This is a genomic window from Pseudoalteromonas ruthenica, assembly GCF_008808095.1.
Classification (GTDB): Bacteria; Pseudomonadota; Gammaproteobacteria; order Enterobacterales; family Alteromonadaceae; genus Pseudoalteromonas; species Pseudoalteromonas ruthenica.
This window is the reverse complement of the sequence record NZ_CP023396.1, coordinates 3,013,118-3,029,462: the sequence shown is the minus strand read 5'-3', so window position 1 is coordinate 3,029,462 and position 16,345 is coordinate 3,013,118. Positions and strand designations below refer to the sequence as shown.

Here is a 16,345-nt window from a genome sequence, read left to right as displayed (position 1 = left end):
GGTATAATACCGCTCTCGGCGTTGTTTTGGTTGACAGGCTAAACTTTGCTCATTAAAATTCCGCCACCCTTTTACTCGCTGGTGTTATCGCAGTGTGTAAATTGGGCGGAATTTTTAATTTCAGTAGTAACTTTAATTTTTCATCAGGAGCTATTTGATGGCAACTATTAACCAGCTAGTGCGCAAGCCACGTCGCAGCAAGGTTACAACTAGTAACTCAGCCGCGCTTAAGGCATGTCCACAAAAGCGTGGTGTATGTACTCGTGTATATACCACTACTCCTAAGAAACCAAACTCGGCTCTACGTAAAGTAGCCCGTGTACGTTTAACAAACGGTTTCGAAGTAACATCTTACATCGGTGGTGAAGGCCACAACCTTCAAGAGCACAGTGTAATTCTTATCCGTGGTGGTCGTGTTAAAGACTTACCTGGTGTACGTTTCCACACTGTTCGCGGTGCACTTGACTGTGCCGGCGTAAATGACCGTAAACAAGGTCGTTCTAAGTACGGTGCAAAACGTCCTAAGGGCTAATGGTTCTCCGTTAGTAAGGCCAAGCACTTAAGTTTTAATTAAATATTAGTTTTGGGAATCTGTTCAAAAAACAGACCTGAAGAAATCGGAGAGATAAAATGCCTAGAAGACGCGTAATAGGTCAACGTAAAATTCTTCCAGATCCTAAGTTCGGATCAGAATTACTTGCAAAGTTCGTCAACGTAGTAATGCTTGACGGCAAAAAGTCTACTGCTGAAAACATCGTTTATGGTGCGCTAGACGTGGCTGCTGAGAAATCAGGCAAACCGCACCTAGAAATCTTTGAGTCTGCACTTGAAAACGTTCGCCCACAGGTAGAGGTTAAATCTCGCCGTGTAGGTGGTTCAACGTACCAAGTACCAGTTGAAGTTCGTCCAGTTCGCCGCAACGCACTAGGTATGCGTTGGTTGGTTGAAGCTGCACGTAAGCGTGGTGAAAAATCTATGGGCCTTCGTCTGGCTCAAGAGATGATCGACGCAGCTGATAACAAAGGCACTGCGGTTAAGAAACGTGAAGACGTTCACCGTATGGCTGAAGCGAACAAAGCATTCGCTCATTACCGTTGGTAATCTGTCCTTAACCTTTAAGAGGATTATATGGCACGTACAACTCCAATTGAGCGCTACCGCAATATCGGTATTTGTGCTCACGTAGATGCAGGTAAAACCACCACGACGGAACGTGTACTTTTTTACACGGGCCTATCTCACAAAATTGGTGAGGTACACGATGGTGCTGCAACTATGGACTGGATGGAGCAAGAGCAGGAGCGTGGTATTACTATCACGTCTGCTGCGACCACTTGTTTCTGGAAAGGGATGGACGCGCAATTTGACGACCATCGCATCAATATCATCGATACCCCAGGGCACGTAGACTTCACCATTGAAGTTGAGCGTTCACTGCGTGTACTTGATGGTGCTGTTGTCGTGCTTTGTGCTTCATCAGGTGTACAGCCACAGACAGAAACAGTCTGGCGTCAGGCCAATAAATACGAAGTTCCACGTATGATCTTCGTAAATAAAATGGACCGTATTGGCGCCGACTTTTTGTCGGTTGTAGATCAGGTGAAAACCCGTCTGGGTGCAACTCCTGTTCCGATTCAGCTGCCTATTGGTGCTGAAGAAGACTTTAAAGGTGTAATTGATCTTATCAAGATGAAAGCCATCAACTGGAACGAAGCGGACCAGGGGATGTCATTTACATTTGAGGAGATCCCGGCAGAGCTTCAAGACCAAGCCGAAGAATACCGCTCACTTCTTGTGGAAGCGGCGGCTGAGGCCAATGAAGAGCTAATGGACAAATATTTAGAAGAAGGTGAGCTCAGCGAAGCTGAGATCAAGCAAGGCCTTCGTGCTCGCACTCTAAGCAACGAAATTGTGCTGATGAGTTGCGGCAGTGCGTTCAAGAACAAAGGCGTGCAAGCGATGCTTGATGCCGTGATTGAATATATGCCTTCACCTACCGAAGTTAAACCGATTCAAGGTGTTCTTGATGATGGCGAGACTGAAGACACGCGTCCAGCAGATGACAAAGCGCCTTTCTCAGCATTGGCCTTTAAAATTGCTACCGACCCGTTTGTAGGCACGCTAACCTTCTTCCGTGTGTACTCAGGCACAGTTGCCCAGGGTGACACGGTATATAACCCAGTTAAATCAAAGCGTGAGCGCTTCGGTCGTATCGTCCAGATGCACTCAAACTCACGTGAAGAGATCAAAGAAGTTCGTGCCGGCGATATCGCCGCTGCGATTGGTCTCAAAGACGTAACAACAGGTGATACCCTGTGTGACGGGAATGCAATCATTACGCTAGAGCGTATGGAATTCCCAGAGCCGGTGATCTCTGTTGCGGTAGAGCCAAAAACCAAGGCAGACCAAGAAAAGATGGGTATCGCGCTAGGTAAACTAGCGGCAGAAGATCCTTCTTTCCGCGTACAAACAGACGAAGAATCTGGCCAGACTATTATCTCTGGTATGGGTGAATTACACCTCGATATTATCGTCGACCGTATGAAGCGTGAATTCAAAGTTGAATGTAACGTTGGTAAACCTCAGGTTGCCTACCGTGAGGCGATTCGTTCAGCCGTTAAGGTTGAGGGTAAGTTTGTTCGTCAATCGGGTGGTCGTGGCCAATATGGTCATGTTTGGGTCAAACTTGAACCGCTTGATATTAGCGATGAAGAAGCACCAACATTCGAGTTCGTTAACGAAATCGTTGGTGGTACTGTACCGAAGGAATATATTCCAGCGGTAGAAAAAGGTCTCCACGAGCAGATGGAGCAAGGTGTTCTTGCTGGTTATCCGCTTCTGGGCGTTAAAGCGACGTTATTCGATGGCTCGTTCCACGATGTCGACTCCAACGAAATGGCCTTTAAGATCGCAGGTGCAATGGCAATGCGTAACGGCGCGCTTGAAGCGAACCCCGTGTTGTTAGAGCCTATCATGAAGGTAGAAGTGATCACTCCTGAAGCAAACATGGGTGATGTTGTAGGCGACCTAAACCGTCGTCGCGGTATGATCGAAGGAATGGAAGAGGCACCAGGCGGCTTAAAACAAGTGAACGCCGAAGTACCACTTTCAGAAATGTTCGGTTATGCAACTGACTTACGATCAGCTACACAAGGTCGTGCCTCGTACTCGATGGAATTCCTCAAGTACGCAGAAGCGGCTAAAAATGTAGCTGATGGAATTATTGCAGCTCGCGCTGTTAAGTAATTTGAGTTCGGTCCGATCTTCGGGTCGGACTTTAATTTCTTTATAGGAATTTTGAAAATGGCAAAAGAAAAGTTTGAACGTTCGAAACCGCACGTAAACGTAGGTACAATCGGCCACGTTGACCACGGTAAAACAACTCTAACTGCAGCGATCACTAACGTACTAGCAAAAGTATACGGTGGTGTAGCACGTGATTTCGCACAAATCGATAACGCTCCAGAAGAGCGTGAGCGTGGTATCACAATCGCAACTTCACACGTAGAGTACGACACTCCGACACGTCACTATGCACACGTTGACTGTCCAGGACACGCTGACTACGTTAAAAACATGATCACAGGTGCTGCACAGATGGACGGCGCGATCCTAGTAGTTGCGGCTACTGACGGTCCTATGCCACAAACACGTGAGCACATCCTACTATCTCGTCAGGTTGGCGTACCTTACATCATCGTATTCATGAACAAATGTGACATGGTTGATGACGAAGAGCTACTAGAGCTAGTAGAAATGGAAGTACGTGAACTACTTTCAGAGTACGACTTCCCAGGTGACGACCTACCACTAATCCAAGGTTCAGCTCTTAAAGCGCTAGAAGGCGAGAAAGAGTGGGAAGACAAGATTGTAGAGCTTGCAGAAGCACTAGATTCTTACATCCCAGAGCCAGAGCGTGACATCGATAAGCCATTCATCATGCCTATCGAAGACGTATTCTCAATCCAGGGTCGTGGTACAGTAGTAACTGGTCGTGTAGAAGCGGGTATCATCAACGTGAACGACGAAGTTGAAATCGTAGGTATCAAAGAAACTACGAAGACAACGTGTACAGGTGTTGAGATGTTCCGTAAGCTTCTAGACGAAGGCCGTGCAGGTGAGAACATTGGTGCCCTACTACGTGGTACTAAGCGTGACGAAGTAGAGCGTGGTCAAGTACTAGCAGCTCCAGGCACAATCACTCCGCACACGAAGTTCGAAGCAGAAGTATACGTACTGTCTAAAGATGAAGGTGGTCGTCACACGCCATTCTTCAAAGGCTACCGTCCACAGTTCTACTTCCGTACAACTGACGTAACTGGTGACATCCAGCTACCAGAAGGCGTAGAAATGGTAATGCCAGGTGACAACATCAAGATGGTAGTAGAGCTAATCTGCCCAATCGCGATGGATGAAGGTCTACGCTTCGCAATCCGTGAAGGTGGCCGTACAGTTGGTGCTGGTGTTGTAGCTTCTATCGTTGAGTAATCAATGATATAGCTAAACGCTAAAAAAGAGGTCGCTTAGGCGACCTTTTTTTATGCCTGAAATTCGGGTGTTGTTGTAGGTTAGGCTAAAGCCCAACCCACAGGGACCAAGATCGTAGGCAAGGCTTTAGCCTTGCAACTGCCAAAGGCGGTCACATTCCAGAGGCCAGTACCTAGCCACAACCGTGTTTTTTATATGTTTCTCACACATGGTTAGGCTAAAGCCCAACCCACAGGGCCTGATGTTGTAGGCAAGGCTTCAGCCTTGCAACCGCCAAAGACGGTCATATCCCAGAGGCCAGTACCTAGCCACAACTGTGTTTTTATATGTTTCTCACACATGGTTAGGCTAAAGCCCAACCTATAGGGGCTGATGTGGTAGGATAAAACTGAACCCAAATGGTGATGTTGTAGGCAAGGCTTTAGCCTTGCAACCGCCGAGGGTGGTCATATTCAAGAGGCAGTGCCTAGTCACAACCAATTATTCACAGTGTAGTGAAATTCAACTGTATCTGTGAATCTATACTCACTCACTCCTCTTGATATCATTGCGTCGCAATGAGAGCGTCTACCAGCTCAATGCTACCTCACCTATGATGTTGTCTACCGGAACGAAGCCCCAATAGCGGCTATCTAAGCTATTATCACGGTTATCTCCGAGCACAAAGTAGTGATTATCCGGCACTTTCCACTTTGATTTTCCTTGATAATATCGCTCAGTTCGTGGGGAAGCATGTTTGTTTAGCCAGATATTATAAGTGTGTTCCTCTATCGACTCTGAATAACCCTGATACGGCGGCTCGCTTATTGCGCCTTGCTCAATTTGAGGCAGAGCTCGCATAGGTGCACATTGAGCATCAAGCGTATCGCACGCGGGTTGAATGAATACTTGCTTGCCCTTCAGCGCTATTGTATCCCCGGGTAGGCCAACAACGCGACTTATGTAGTTGATACTGAGCTGCTCTGGGAACTGAAAGACAATAAGACCACCTCGCAGAGGCCTTTTGGAAGGGGATTCTTTTTTTAGTTGAATGCCCGCTAAGCGATGATTTTCATAACCGAGCTTATTTACCACCACTACGCTATTAGGCGTTAACGTAGGGCTCATCGAAGAGGATGGTGCAGCAAACAATTCAAAGGCATTGATTCGCGTAAACAATATAAGTACCAGAAATAGGATGAAACCTAACAGCGATATCCACCAGTTAGCATACCAACTACGGGGTTGGTTGCTGTCATAGTTTTTTGCGAGCCAAAGAGTGTGGATGAACATCAATATAAGTAATAAAAATGCGAGATCGATGTAGCTAGGTAAAAAAGGTGTCAGCTTGGGGCCTAATAGAGCGACCAGTGCAAAAAGGTCCAAATATGCGAAAAATAACCGTCCTCTATTAACATAAAGGAACGCGAAAGGTTGCATAAAAACACCTAAAATGACTGAAACCCAAGTATTTGGTTTCCATAGCTGTTTTTCAGTTGTCATACTTATCCTTGTATATCTTGTTCTCCATGGTGGGAGTTATGACTCTACAACAATTCCCATTAAAGGCCAAAGGTATGGTGTTTTTTCAGTTAGGTTGAAGCGCGGTGTTTCTATTCGCTATTTACAGAATACCTTAAACCTTATTTTCCGTGTATCCATGTCGATGCAGAGAGGTTAGGCTGATACATTGATGCTTATAAAAAAATGGTAACTTAGTTGTAGGTCAGTCTTTAGCCCAGCCATATTTAGCATGATCATATACTAGGAATAGAGGTGCAAATACGGATGCTATAAGCTCATTACTTCTGCAACTCCTGCTAATGCGTTAATAGCTTGGTTATGCTAACTTTTTGTTTTTCCTTTGATGAATTAGCGCAGTATGAGAACAAGGCGATCGAGTTACATGTTGCGACATGGGGTATGTCGAAAGGAAAGCTGCCATTACATTCGGTTACCCCTCAACGATCACTTACCTTTTCAGACTTTATGATCTATTACTACGGGCTTGTAGCTGCATGATGAACCCCTTATTCCTAGCTCTTATTTTATGCTTTTTCTCATTTGGTCTCTCGGCAGGTCAGCTTACAATTAAGCATGAAATTGCGATGCCTAAAACTTTGGATGCAAAGGTGTCTTATTTAGGGTACAGCCCGAACGGAGGGGCTTTGCTGTTGTCCTCTTTTGTGCGAAGAGAGGCCTTTGTTGTCGCTTCTGATGGAAGTGTAAAGACACTCGCTTTAACGCCAGCAATAGATGAGCAAAGAATGGCTTACACTGATGAAGCCTTGTATTTTTTTGCGGGCTTGCAACTGTACAAATTGTTGGGTAATGGAGAGTTGTTATCTATTAGTCAGGCTGAGCCTGCTTTAGGTTATGATCTCGATGTCAGTCGCTCAGGCCGCTACGTACTTTCAGGTAATTATGAATTGTTGAGCATTAACTCCTTGGATGCAGCAGCTAGAATGCTTAATGTATCGGGAGTTCACCCCAGCGATGACTTCAATATGGAATATGAAGTGCTATCGATGCAACGTGAAGTATCAACATGGTTAAGTGATAAAACTTTGCTTAGAGTGTGGAAGTTAGCTGATGCCCAAACGATCAATGACATCGAAGTTAGAGGGAAAGTGCGGACACATATTATTCTGAATGAAGCAGAATCTATCATTGCATACATCGTAGGCGATACAGTGCGCTTTTGGAATTACAAAACCAATACGCTATTAAAGCAACAACTGGAATTTGGGAATGATATCAGCTTAGGCAAATGGAACAATGTTTGGCTACTTAGCGGCAAAACGCTCTACAGGCTTGTATGGGAAGGAAATAGCGCCACTGCGCAGAAAGTATATCGAAGCAACGCTGATGAAGTCATTGACACTCTCAGTCGGCATAACTTTTCTAGTGATGGTAAATATGCTGTGTTAACCGAGCGCAAGGGAGAGGAGTTCGACACTGCACTCTATCAGCAGGATCGCGATAGACAGTTTGTTAAGCTGAGTGAGCTTACTTTTGGATCTGGTCGTCTCAGCCTTCACCCAACAAAGCGGGAGCTGGCATACTTTAGTTATGACGATAATACTCTGCGAATATACAGCTTTTAACTAGGTTGTATCTCACTCGTATCATAATTGAGATGAGTGTATTGCGTACCTTGTAGGCAAAGCTTTGGCCTTGTAATCGACAAAGGTGGTCATATTCATCAAAATTTGGGCTTTAGCGTTCAAACGTGTTTTTCACATAACGGTTAGGCTAAAGCCCAACCTACGGGGGAGGTTAATCTATTGGCAAGGCCTTCAGTCTTGCGATTGCGACCGACAAATACATTCCAGACTTCTGGGCTGAGAACACAAATGTGTTCGTCACATATGGTTAGGCTAAAGCCCAACCTACAGGGGAGGTCACTCTGTAGGCAAGGCCCTCAGCCTTGTGATTGCGACCGACAAATACATTCCAGATTTCTGGGCTGAGAACACAAATGTGTTTGTCACATATGGTTAGGCTAAAGCCCAACCTACAGGGAGAGGTTACTCTATTGGCAAGGCCCTCAGCCTTGTGATTGCGACCGACAAATACATTCCAGATTTCTGGGCTGAGAACACAAATGTGTTTGTCACATAACGGTTAGGCTAAAGCCCAACCTACAGGGAGAGGTCACTCTGTAGGCAAGGCCCTCAGCCTTGTGATTGCGACCGACAAATACATTCCAGATTTCTGGGCTGAGAACACAAATGTGTTTGTCACATGTGGTTAGGCTAAAGCCCAACCTGCAGGGAGAGTTTACTCTGTAGGCAAGGCTTCAGCCTTGCTACTCCAAAGGGCTAATTCAGTATCTGGGAAAGAGTCTTTATCCTAGTTTGGTTCATACGCAACTCACAATTATTTATAGCGGTCTCATACGCACTTGTGCCTTGCTCAATCTCGAATGCCTCAAGTTGACAACTTTGAGCCTTAAAATCGCTCCATGCCAATTGAGTTTTTTCTACTTGGTCGATTAATGTGTTACCTAATTCAGCCTCTGCAGCATAAGCCACCTGAATTTGCTCCCGTAAAAGCCTTAACTTGTTTGTTAGGCGGTGTTCGGACTCGTCTTTTTTCTGCGCTATGCATTGCTCGAGTTCAAGACTGTTGGTGGCATCTTCGCAAGGGAGCTTTGTATTACTGGAATTAGCGGCACAACTAAATGTAATCAGTGCCATGATAGCCAAGTATAATGCTTTCATTAGTTCACACCTCCGGTGGCTTTAGGTTTACGCTGTTCTAAATACTTCACACGATTTCTACCCGGTTCATAGAGCCTTAAAGTAGTGGAGTTGCGAATACAGTCGATGAGCTCATTAAAATCGTTATTCATCCCTGCTTTCATCGAGGGATCATAGTAAAGTCTTGGTATAAGAAGTTTACAAAGGCGTCTCTAATTAGAGGCTCTAAACGTTGCTCTCCGATCCTGAGAAACGTTCCGAAAAAGCTCAATTCAAAACACCTTTCGCAGGGCTAAAGCCTTACCTATTTATTGTTAGACTGAAGTCTGACCTACAGGTGATCATCCCGCTTTAAAGCCCTGTGCCTTTTGAACGCTTCTCAACCACCGCAGCCGTCATCCTTGAGATACAGCACAAATCGCCAGCGCTGTTGTAAATTTTTATCTCCCACACGGAAGAGCGGCCGCCTAGATGCACGGGCTTGGTCACGGCTTTGAGTGTGCCGGTGCGTGAGGCTTTAAGGTGGTTGGCGTTGATCTCCTGGCCGACGCAGTAGTACTTGCTGGTATCGACCACAAAATTGGCGGCGTAGCTGGCCACGGTTTCGGCTAATGCCACGTAAACGCCGCCGTGAACAATGCCCATGGGGTTATATAATTCATTGCTCACAGGGAGGCAGGCGACCAGGTAATCGTCGCCTATCTCTGTGATCTCAATGCCGAGCTTGGTCATTAAGGTGCCTTTTTCTCCTACACCTAAATCGAGCTTTTTACATAAGGCTAAATCAATCTCTTGGGCCCAAATACTCATCTGTACTCCTTAAACAGCAACGCGGGTAAAGGTTTTAATTCGGTGTTCAGTGGCTAATGTATCGACATAGTTGAGTACATGCTCTGGAAAGGTTAAGTCTTTGACCACAGTGAGGTTGCGCAGAAAAGGAAACAACGCCACATCGGCCCAAGTAATATGTTCTGGGGTTTGCAGCCATGTTAATTCACTCAATGCGTGCTCCATTGTGGCGATGTCAGCGTCGCTATTGGCTAACACGCTATCGAAAGATTCGCCCAGGCGCTGCTCTTTCTTCTCGCGAAAATAGCTGATAGCGGTATCAATAGCGTATTCCGGCAGGGCCAGTTGCGGCCAACGCACAAAGGTCAGCCGTAAAAAGGTTTCAAGATGCTTTTCAACCCACTGTTGGGCTTGATTAAAGTGCTCTCCCTGTGACAGCTCCTTGTTGGCAAGAGTACAGAAATACTCGGCAATATCTAAGCTTTCGGCCATCGCGGTATCATCATCTTTGACCAAAATAGGCACTATTTTTTTACCTACTAACTGGTTGGGCGTGGCCTCGTCATCGTTGAGTAGGAAGCGCACGTCCACCTCTAGCCCCAAGGCGCGTGCAACCAGTAATGACTTTATACAATAGGGGCAATGTTCAAATATAAACAGCTTCATAAAAAATACCTCAGAGCTTGCGAATTACTACCTTTTGGCCTTAGCTGTAACTAAACAATAGTTGCCGGACGAAAGCAAACTTTCGCCATTAGATCATCATGCAATATGAATCCGTTTACGAATTTTGGTTTACTCACAGCAGTCCACAGGATTGGTTTAAAAAAAGCGCCGACTTTGACGCCACAGTAAAAAAGCAATTTTTACCTACTTACGAGGCAGCGCGCCAAGGCGAGCTTTATTCTTGGCGAAAATCTGCTCGAGGCGCGTTATGTGAAATTATAGTGCTGGATCAGTTTCCTCGTAATATGTTCCGCGATACGGCCCAAGCGTTTGCAACCGATGCACTGGCTTTATGTTTGGCGCAGAATGCGGTGGAGAAAAAGTTTGCTTTAGAGCTTGATGATACCGAGCGTAGTTTCTTATACATGCCCTATATGCACAGTGAGAGCCAGGCGATTCATGTGGTGGCCGAGCAGCTTTTTCGGCCCTTAAGTAATTATAAATATGAACTGGCTCACAAAGAAATCATTGACCGTTTTGGGCGTTATCCACATCGTAATGATATTCTCGGTCGGCAATCGAGCGACGCTGAGCAGGCGTTTTTGAATCAGCCTGGTAGCCGCTTTTAGTTAAGGGCTTTGTGCCCAGAGCTTCGCTTGTTCACGTTGTTCATAACGAAAGGATTTAACCTCTGCATGAATAAAGTGTGCGCCAAGGTGCTGGGCAAAGTCACCAAGCAATGAATTGGTGGCAATGGCTACTTTATTCACCTTTTGATGATGGTCGCGCACAAATTGCAGATGAGAGAGTAACGCGGCAAATGAGTCCCACCCCGGAAAGTGTTCAGTAGCAATAATGAGAGCATGTAGCTTTGCATGCTGTTCAATATAAGGGTCGATAATACGCACGGCTGCTGCAAAGTCTTCTGCTGTCAGCTGGCCTTGTGGTTCGAGTAGAGCGGTATTGTGTGTTTCGTTTATAGTGATATTGAGCATATATCCTCGCCAACGAGTTCATTGGATGCTCTATCAATATAGAATATTTACTTACAAGCGGTTGGTTATTGGTGCAAGGTTGTAGGTAGTGCGCTGAGGTTTAAAGTTTCACCTACGCAGCTTTGCAGCAAACTCTGAACTTGGTCTTTTTCGTTTTGCGAGTAGCGAAGGTCATATTTGCTCATGATGTAATTAAAGCGCTGAATGTACTGACAGCGGTAATCTTGATGCGGCGGCAACCATTGCCAAGGGCCTTTTGCGCCTTTGCTACGATTTAGGCCATTATCAACAGCAAGCAAATTCTCCATATCGTTGGCAAATTGTGCCTTTTGCGAACGACTCCAGGTGGCAGCACCGTGTTCATAGGCAAATTTAAGCGGAACAATATGGTCTATATCTAAATCATCGTCATTGCGTAGTATCTGTCCCGAATAAGGGTCATGCCACTGGCCGCTGGTGACGGTGCAGCGCGCTTGAGTGGTGTAGCTTACATCACTGTGTGATTGGGCAATCAGCACTTCAGCACGGGCGTCTTGGCAGTCGTGATCGGTGTCTAACCAATGTGGCCAGTTATCCCGATGATAACTATTTCCTGATGTTTGTTTAGTGTGGTTCTTTGGTAAACGTCCACCGTCTGCTAGACAGCTTTCTAAGTTCGCATAGGGGGTAAAAGATTGAGTGCGTTGATAATGAGCCGAATCTTCAGGGTGACAAAGGCCGCTGCGCGACATCTTGACCGTATCGGCTTTGCACGCACCTATCGTCAGTGCCGAAATAAGTATAAGGAACGCTGAAAATACACCTTGGCGAGTCATCTAACTGCTTAATAACATGACTAAAACAGCGCTACTTTAAAGCATTGTCGCGCATTCGTCACCTATCACTTTATGAGTATGAGATGAGGTTGCATATGAACAAAAGCGAAGTTGCATTAATTAAGGTTGCAATGGTCAGCAAATTCCCTGATTTTATTTGCGATTTTCATTTAACTGTATATACTCACAGTTAAATGTACTGTATGGAAACCCAGTTGTATGCGCCCATTAACTAAACGCCAATCGCAAATTCTTGAGCTGATTAAAGTCTTTATTAAAGATACCGGCATGCCGCCGACGCGTGCAGAAATTGCACAAACACTGGGGTTTCGCAGTGCTAACGCCGCAGAAGAACATCTTAAGGCGTTGGCTAAGAAAGGCGTAATCAAAATGAAGCCTGGCGCGAGTCGAGGTATTCAATTGGTCGAGGAAGAAGAACCCGAACAATTGGGCCTGCCTTTAATTGGCCGTGTTGCTGCGGGCGAGCCCATTCTTGCACAACAGCATATAGAGAGTCACTGCCAGATAGACCCACTACTGTTCAAGCCTGCTGCAGATTATTTGCTGCGCGTAAATGGCATGAGTATGAAAGACATCGGCATTATGGATGGCGACTTATTAGCGGTACATCGCACTCAGGTGGCTGAAAACGGCCAAGTGGTGGTCGCGCGGGTTGATGAAGATGTCACCGTGAAGCGTTTAGAAAAAGCTGGGCGTAAGGTTCTGCTGCATGCAGAGAATGAAGAATTCACACCCATTGAAGTCGATTTAGAGAACGAATCCTTTAATATTGAAGGCTTAGCTGTAGGTGTGATCCGAAACGCCGACTGGATGTAATTAAATTTACTTATTTTGCCTCTAATAGGTCTGTTATTAGGGGCTTTCCCCATGTTCCCTCCTTAGCCACAGTGCTTTCTAACAGCTTGAATATTCCTGTTAATTTATTAATAAAACGTAAACAAAAGTAGTGTATTAACTTGCTATTAGCTCAATCTTTGACTAATTGGTTATATTACAGGCTTTGCTGGTCGGTTTTTCAACAGTTTATTTAGGGTCAAAGTTGTCGACTGGTAAAAGCATAATAATAACGAAGATTGGGTATTAAGCTGTAACCGCCTCTTCCTTGCATTGCGCAACAATAAGGAGATGGTACACATGAAGAAGCTGAGCTCCCTCATGTTGCTATGTCTGTTATTCCCTCAATTGGTGTCCGCGAATAGCAAGTACAACTTGCGCCAAGGGGTAACTGACATTAGCGAAAATGTTTACCAACTACACATGACCATATTTATTATATGCTGTGTGATTGGTGTGGTTGTTTTCGCGGTGATGTTTTGGGCGCTGCTCAAACACCGCAAGTCAAAAGGGGTCACCCCCGCTACCTTTCATGAAAGCACCAAAGTAGAAATACTTTGGACAGCGATTCCATTTGTTATTCTCATAGCCATGGCTGTTCCGGCCACCAAAACCCTGATTGCTATGGAGGATACAACAAAGGCCGATATCACCATTAAGGTGACTGGTTCACAATGGAAATGGCACTACGAGTATATGGGCCACGATGTGGGCTTCTACTCACTGCTGTCAACGCCTCAAGAGCAAATCAAAAATGCGCAAAATAAGGGCGACAATTACCTCCTCGAAGTAGATAAACCCTTGGTCATTCCCACTAATCAAAAAGTACGTTTCTTAATGACCTCAGATGACGTCATTCACTCTTGGTGGGTGCCCGATTTTGCAGTAAAGAAAGACGCTAACCCTGGGTTTATCAACGAAGCTTGGACACGCGTAAACGAACCGGGTACGTATCGCGGCCAGTGCGCCGAGTTATGCGGTAAAGACCACGGCTTTATGCCGGTGGTCGTAGAAGCAAAACCCCCTGAAGAGTTTGACGCTTGGCTGGCAGAGCAGAAACAAGCGAAGCAAGCTCAGGCGCAGGCCGATGCTGAGCTGCTAGAACAAATCCTCTCTGAAGATGAGCTAATGGCATCGGGCGAGCAAGTGTACATCACGCGCTGTGCAGCTTGTCATCAGCCTACGGGGCTCGGTTTACCTGGAGTCTTCCCCGCCATTAAAGGCAGTCCAATAGCCACCGGCGATATTAACGACCATATCGATATTGTGGTGCACGGTAAGCCAGGGACTGCGATGCAGGCATTTGTCGGTCAACTTACGCTTAAAGAGTTGGCTGCGGTGGTTACTTACCAACGCAATGCCTTCGGTAATGAAACCGGTGACATCGTTCAACCAAGCGTGATTCAGGCCTATATTGATGGGGAGGAACAATGAGTACAGCAGCTGCAACACATGAACATCACGGGCCTGCAACCGGAATTAAACGCTGGCTTTTTACTACTAACCACAAAGACATCGGCACCTTGTACTTATTATTTTCGTTGTTGATGTTTTTAACCGGTGGCGCCATGGCAATGGTGATCCGAGCCGAGCTATTCCAACCAGGACTTCAGCTGGTTGATCCTCATTTTTTCAACCAAATGACCACAGTACATGGTTTGATTATGGTCTTCGGCGCCGTGATGCCTGCCTTTACGGGCTTAGCTAACTGGATGATCCCCATGATGATTGGCGCGCCAGATATGGCTTTGCCGCGAATGAATAACTGGAGCTTTTGGATTCTGCCATTCGCTTTTGCCATCCTATTGCTGTCGCTGTTTATGGAAGGCGGCGGTCCAGCCTTTGGGTGGACCTTCTATGCGCCCTTATCGACTACCTACAGCAACGACAATACTGCCCTGTTTGTATTTGCCATTCACATTATGGGGATAAGCTCCATCATGGGGGCCATTAATGTCATTGTGACCATCGTTAATATGCGTGCTCCAGGGATGAAGTGGATGAAATTACCGCTATTTGTGTGGACCTGGTTGATCACTGCGTTTTTATTAATTGCAGTGATGCCGGTGTTGGCGGGTGCGGTGACCATGGTGCTCACTGATAAGTATTTTGGCACTGATTTCTTCAATGCCGCCGGTGGTGGCGACCCTGTGATGTTCCAGCATATCTTTTGGTTCTTTGGTCACCCGGAAGTGTACATTATGATTTTGCCAGCGTTTGGCATTATCTCCACCATAGTTCCTACCTTTTCACGCAAAAAACTGTTCGGCTATTCGTCCATGGTATATGCCACGGCCTCCATCGCCTTGCTGTCTTTTGTGGTGTGGGCCCATCATATGTTTACCACCGGTATGCCACTGGCCGGGGAATTGTTCTTTATGTACTCGACCATGTTGATATCGGTGCCAACGGGAGTAAAAGTATTTAACTGGGTAGCCACTATGTGGCGCGGTGCCATCAGTTTTGAAATACCAATGATGTTTGCTATCGCCTTTATTGTGTTGTTTACCCTCGGGGGCTTCTCAGGGTTGATGTTGGCAATTACCCCAGTGGATTTCCAGTACCATGACACCTACTTCGTGGTGGCGCACTTCCATTATGTTTTAGTGACAGGGGCGGTGTTCTCGATTATGGCCGCTGCTTATTACTGGCTGCCAAAATGGACTGGGCACATGTATAGCACCACGTTAGCGAAATGGCATTTCTGGCTGTCGTTAGTCAGCGTTAATGTGCTGTTCTTCCCCATGCATTTTGTAGGTTTGGCGGGTATGCCACGACGTATTCCAGACTATGCGCTGCAGTTTGCTGATTTTAACGCCATTATCAGTATTGGTGGTTTCGCCTTTGGACTCTCTCAACTGCTGTTTGTTGCCGTGGTGTTCAAGTGCATCAAGGCTGGAGAGCAAGCACCAGCGAAAGTGTGGGATGGCGCAGAAGGCTTGGAGTGGGAGGTAGCATCTCCGGCACCCTACCACACCTTTGAAACGCCACCTAAGGTACAGTAATGAACCACGCACCGTTATTAAAGAAACTAGTCATCAGCGTCATCGGCATGTTTGCGTTCGCCTTTGCCTTGGTGCCGCTTTACGACGTGTTCTGCGAAGTAACAGGGCTTAATGGTAAGCCCTCACTCGAACAGGCGCAGCAAAGCGAGCATGTGGATGACTCTCGCGAAGTGACGGTGAGCTTTACAACCCATGCGCAAAGTGGTGCCCCCTTTGAAGTGTTAGCGCAAAAGCAAGAAGTGGTGGTGAAACCCGGGGCGATGACAGTGGTGACATTCGCCGCAGCGAATACCAGTGGTGAGCCGCGAGTCATGCAGGCTATTCCATCTGTTTCTCCAGGGCTCGCAGCCAAGTATTTACACAAATTGGCGTGTTTTTGCTTTGACCAGCAGCCGCTACAAGCCAATGAACGGCTTGAATACCAATTGCGCTTTTATGTCGACCCTGCGTTGCCGCAGGAGTATGAGGAATTAACGCTGTCTTACACCCTCTTTGATATCAGCGCTAAGCGACAAGACTTACTCGCAGCGCAAGCGCGATAAACCGAG

At 46.3% G+C, this 16,345-nt stretch carries 16 protein-coding genes; 10 read left to right on the top strand and 6 right to left on the bottom strand.

All coding sequences use genetic code 11. The features are described 5' to 3' along the window. Positions 1-157: 157 nt before the first annotated feature. The 4 genes from rpsL (at position 158) to tuf (ending at position 4,488) form a co-directional block, all read left to right on the top strand. Positions 158-532: a 30S ribosomal protein S12 gene (rpsL, locus tag PRUTH_RS14275; protein ID WP_022944285.1), complete on the top strand. Its 375-nt coding sequence runs from the start codon at positions 158-160 to the stop codon at positions 530-532. Between the two features lie 98 nt (positions 533-630). Further along, positions 631-1,101: a 30S ribosomal protein S7 gene (gene rpsG / locus PRUTH_RS14270; RefSeq protein ID WP_022944284.1), complete on the top strand. Its 471-nt coding sequence runs from the start codon at positions 631-633 to the stop codon at positions 1,099-1,101. Between the two features lie 27 nt (positions 1,102-1,128). Next, positions 1,129-3,246, top strand: coding sequence for an elongation factor G (fusA, locus tag PRUTH_RS14265; RefSeq protein WP_022944283.1), 2,118 nt, complete (start codon positions 1,129-1,131; stop codon positions 3,244-3,246). Positions 3,247-3,303: 57 nt separating this feature from the next. Beyond that, complete coding sequence (gene tuf / locus PRUTH_RS14260; protein ID WP_022946954.1) at positions 3,304-4,488, top strand: elongation factor Tu; 1,185 nt, start codon at positions 3,304-3,306, stop codon at positions 4,486-4,488. A gap of 567 nt (positions 4,489-5,055) precedes the next feature. Here tuf and lepB read toward each other — a convergent pair. Then, entirely contained in the window at positions 5,056-5,907 is an 852-nt protein-coding gene (lepB, locus tag PRUTH_RS14255; protein ID WP_170268960.1) for a signal peptidase I, read from the bottom strand. A 578-nt stretch (positions 5,908-6,485) separates the two neighbouring features. Here lepB and PRUTH_RS14250 point away from each other — a divergent pair. After that, positions 6,486-7,574, top strand: coding sequence for a TolB-like translocation protein (locus tag PRUTH_RS14250; RefSeq protein WP_151173557.1), 1,089 nt, complete (start codon positions 6,486-6,488; stop codon positions 7,572-7,574). Between the two features lie 717 nt (positions 7,575-8,291). On the opposite strand, the gene PRUTH_RS14245 is transcribed toward PRUTH_RS14250, so the two are convergent. The 3 genes from PRUTH_RS14245 to grxB all read right to left on the bottom strand — a co-directional run bounded on the left by PRUTH_RS14245 (position 8,292) and on the right by grxB (position 10,127). Continuing rightward, complete coding sequence (locus PRUTH_RS14245; RefSeq protein ID WP_151173556.1) at positions 8,292-8,693, bottom strand: lysozyme inhibitor LprI family protein; 402 nt, start codon at positions 8,691-8,693, stop codon at positions 8,292-8,294. Positions 8,694-9,023: 330 nt separating this feature from the next. Then, on the bottom strand, positions 9,024-9,482 hold the full coding sequence (locus PRUTH_RS14240; protein ID WP_151173555.1) for a PaaI family thioesterase: 459 nt from the start codon (positions 9,480-9,482) through the stop codon (positions 9,024-9,026). A 9-nt stretch (positions 9,483-9,491) separates the two neighbouring features. Then, positions 9,492-10,127, bottom strand: coding sequence for a glutaredoxin 2 (gene grxB, locus PRUTH_RS14235; protein ID WP_053909956.1), 636 nt, complete (start codon positions 10,125-10,127; stop codon positions 9,492-9,494). Positions 10,128-10,225: 98 nt separating this feature from the next. Between grxB and PRUTH_RS14230 the strand changes: the two genes are divergently transcribed. Next, complete coding sequence (locus tag PRUTH_RS14230) at positions 10,226-10,756, top strand: DUF924 family protein (protein ID WP_022943696.1); 531 nt, start codon at positions 10,226-10,228, stop codon at positions 10,754-10,756. On the opposite strand, the gene PRUTH_RS14225 is transcribed toward PRUTH_RS14230, so the two are convergent. Together PRUTH_RS14225 and PRUTH_RS14220 are read right to left on the bottom strand one after the other, a co-directional pair. Then, positions 10,757-11,122, bottom strand: coding sequence for a SpoIIAA family protein (locus tag PRUTH_RS14225; RefSeq protein WP_045979078.1), 366 nt, complete (start codon positions 11,120-11,122; stop codon positions 10,757-10,759). It lies immediately after the preceding gene. Between the two features lie 65 nt (positions 11,123-11,187). Next, positions 11,188-11,937, bottom strand: a complete 750-nt coding sequence (locus PRUTH_RS14220; RefSeq protein ID WP_151173554.1) for an HNH endonuclease family protein — start codon at positions 11,935-11,937, stop codon at positions 11,188-11,190. 219 nt (positions 11,938-12,156) lie between these two features. Here PRUTH_RS14220 and lexA point away from each other — a divergent pair, with 219 nt between their 5' ends. The 4 genes from lexA to PRUTH_RS14200 all read left to right on the top strand — a co-directional run bounded on the left by lexA (position 12,157) and on the right by PRUTH_RS14200 (position 16,339). Beyond that, complete coding sequence (gene lexA, locus PRUTH_RS14215; RefSeq protein ID WP_022943698.1) at positions 12,157-12,774, top strand: transcriptional repressor LexA; 618 nt, start codon at positions 12,157-12,159, stop codon at positions 12,772-12,774. 318 nt (positions 12,775-13,092) lie between these two features. After that, complete coding sequence (gene coxB, locus PRUTH_RS14210; protein ID WP_022943699.1) at positions 13,093-14,226, top strand: cytochrome c oxidase subunit II; 1,134 nt, start codon at positions 13,093-13,095, stop codon at positions 14,224-14,226. Beyond that, positions 14,223-15,797: a cytochrome c oxidase subunit I gene (gene ctaD, locus PRUTH_RS14205; protein WP_022943700.1), complete on the top strand. Its 1,575-nt coding sequence runs from the start codon at positions 14,223-14,225 to the stop codon at positions 15,795-15,797. The genes coxB and ctaD overlap by 4 nt, the downstream gene beginning before the upstream one ends. Next, positions 15,797-16,339, top strand: a complete 543-nt coding sequence (locus tag PRUTH_RS14200; RefSeq protein WP_022943701.1) for a cytochrome c oxidase assembly protein — start codon at positions 15,797-15,799, stop codon at positions 16,337-16,339. Before ctaD ends, PRUTH_RS14200 begins: the two co-directional genes overlap by 1 nt. Positions 16,340-16,345 lie beyond the last annotated feature (6 nt).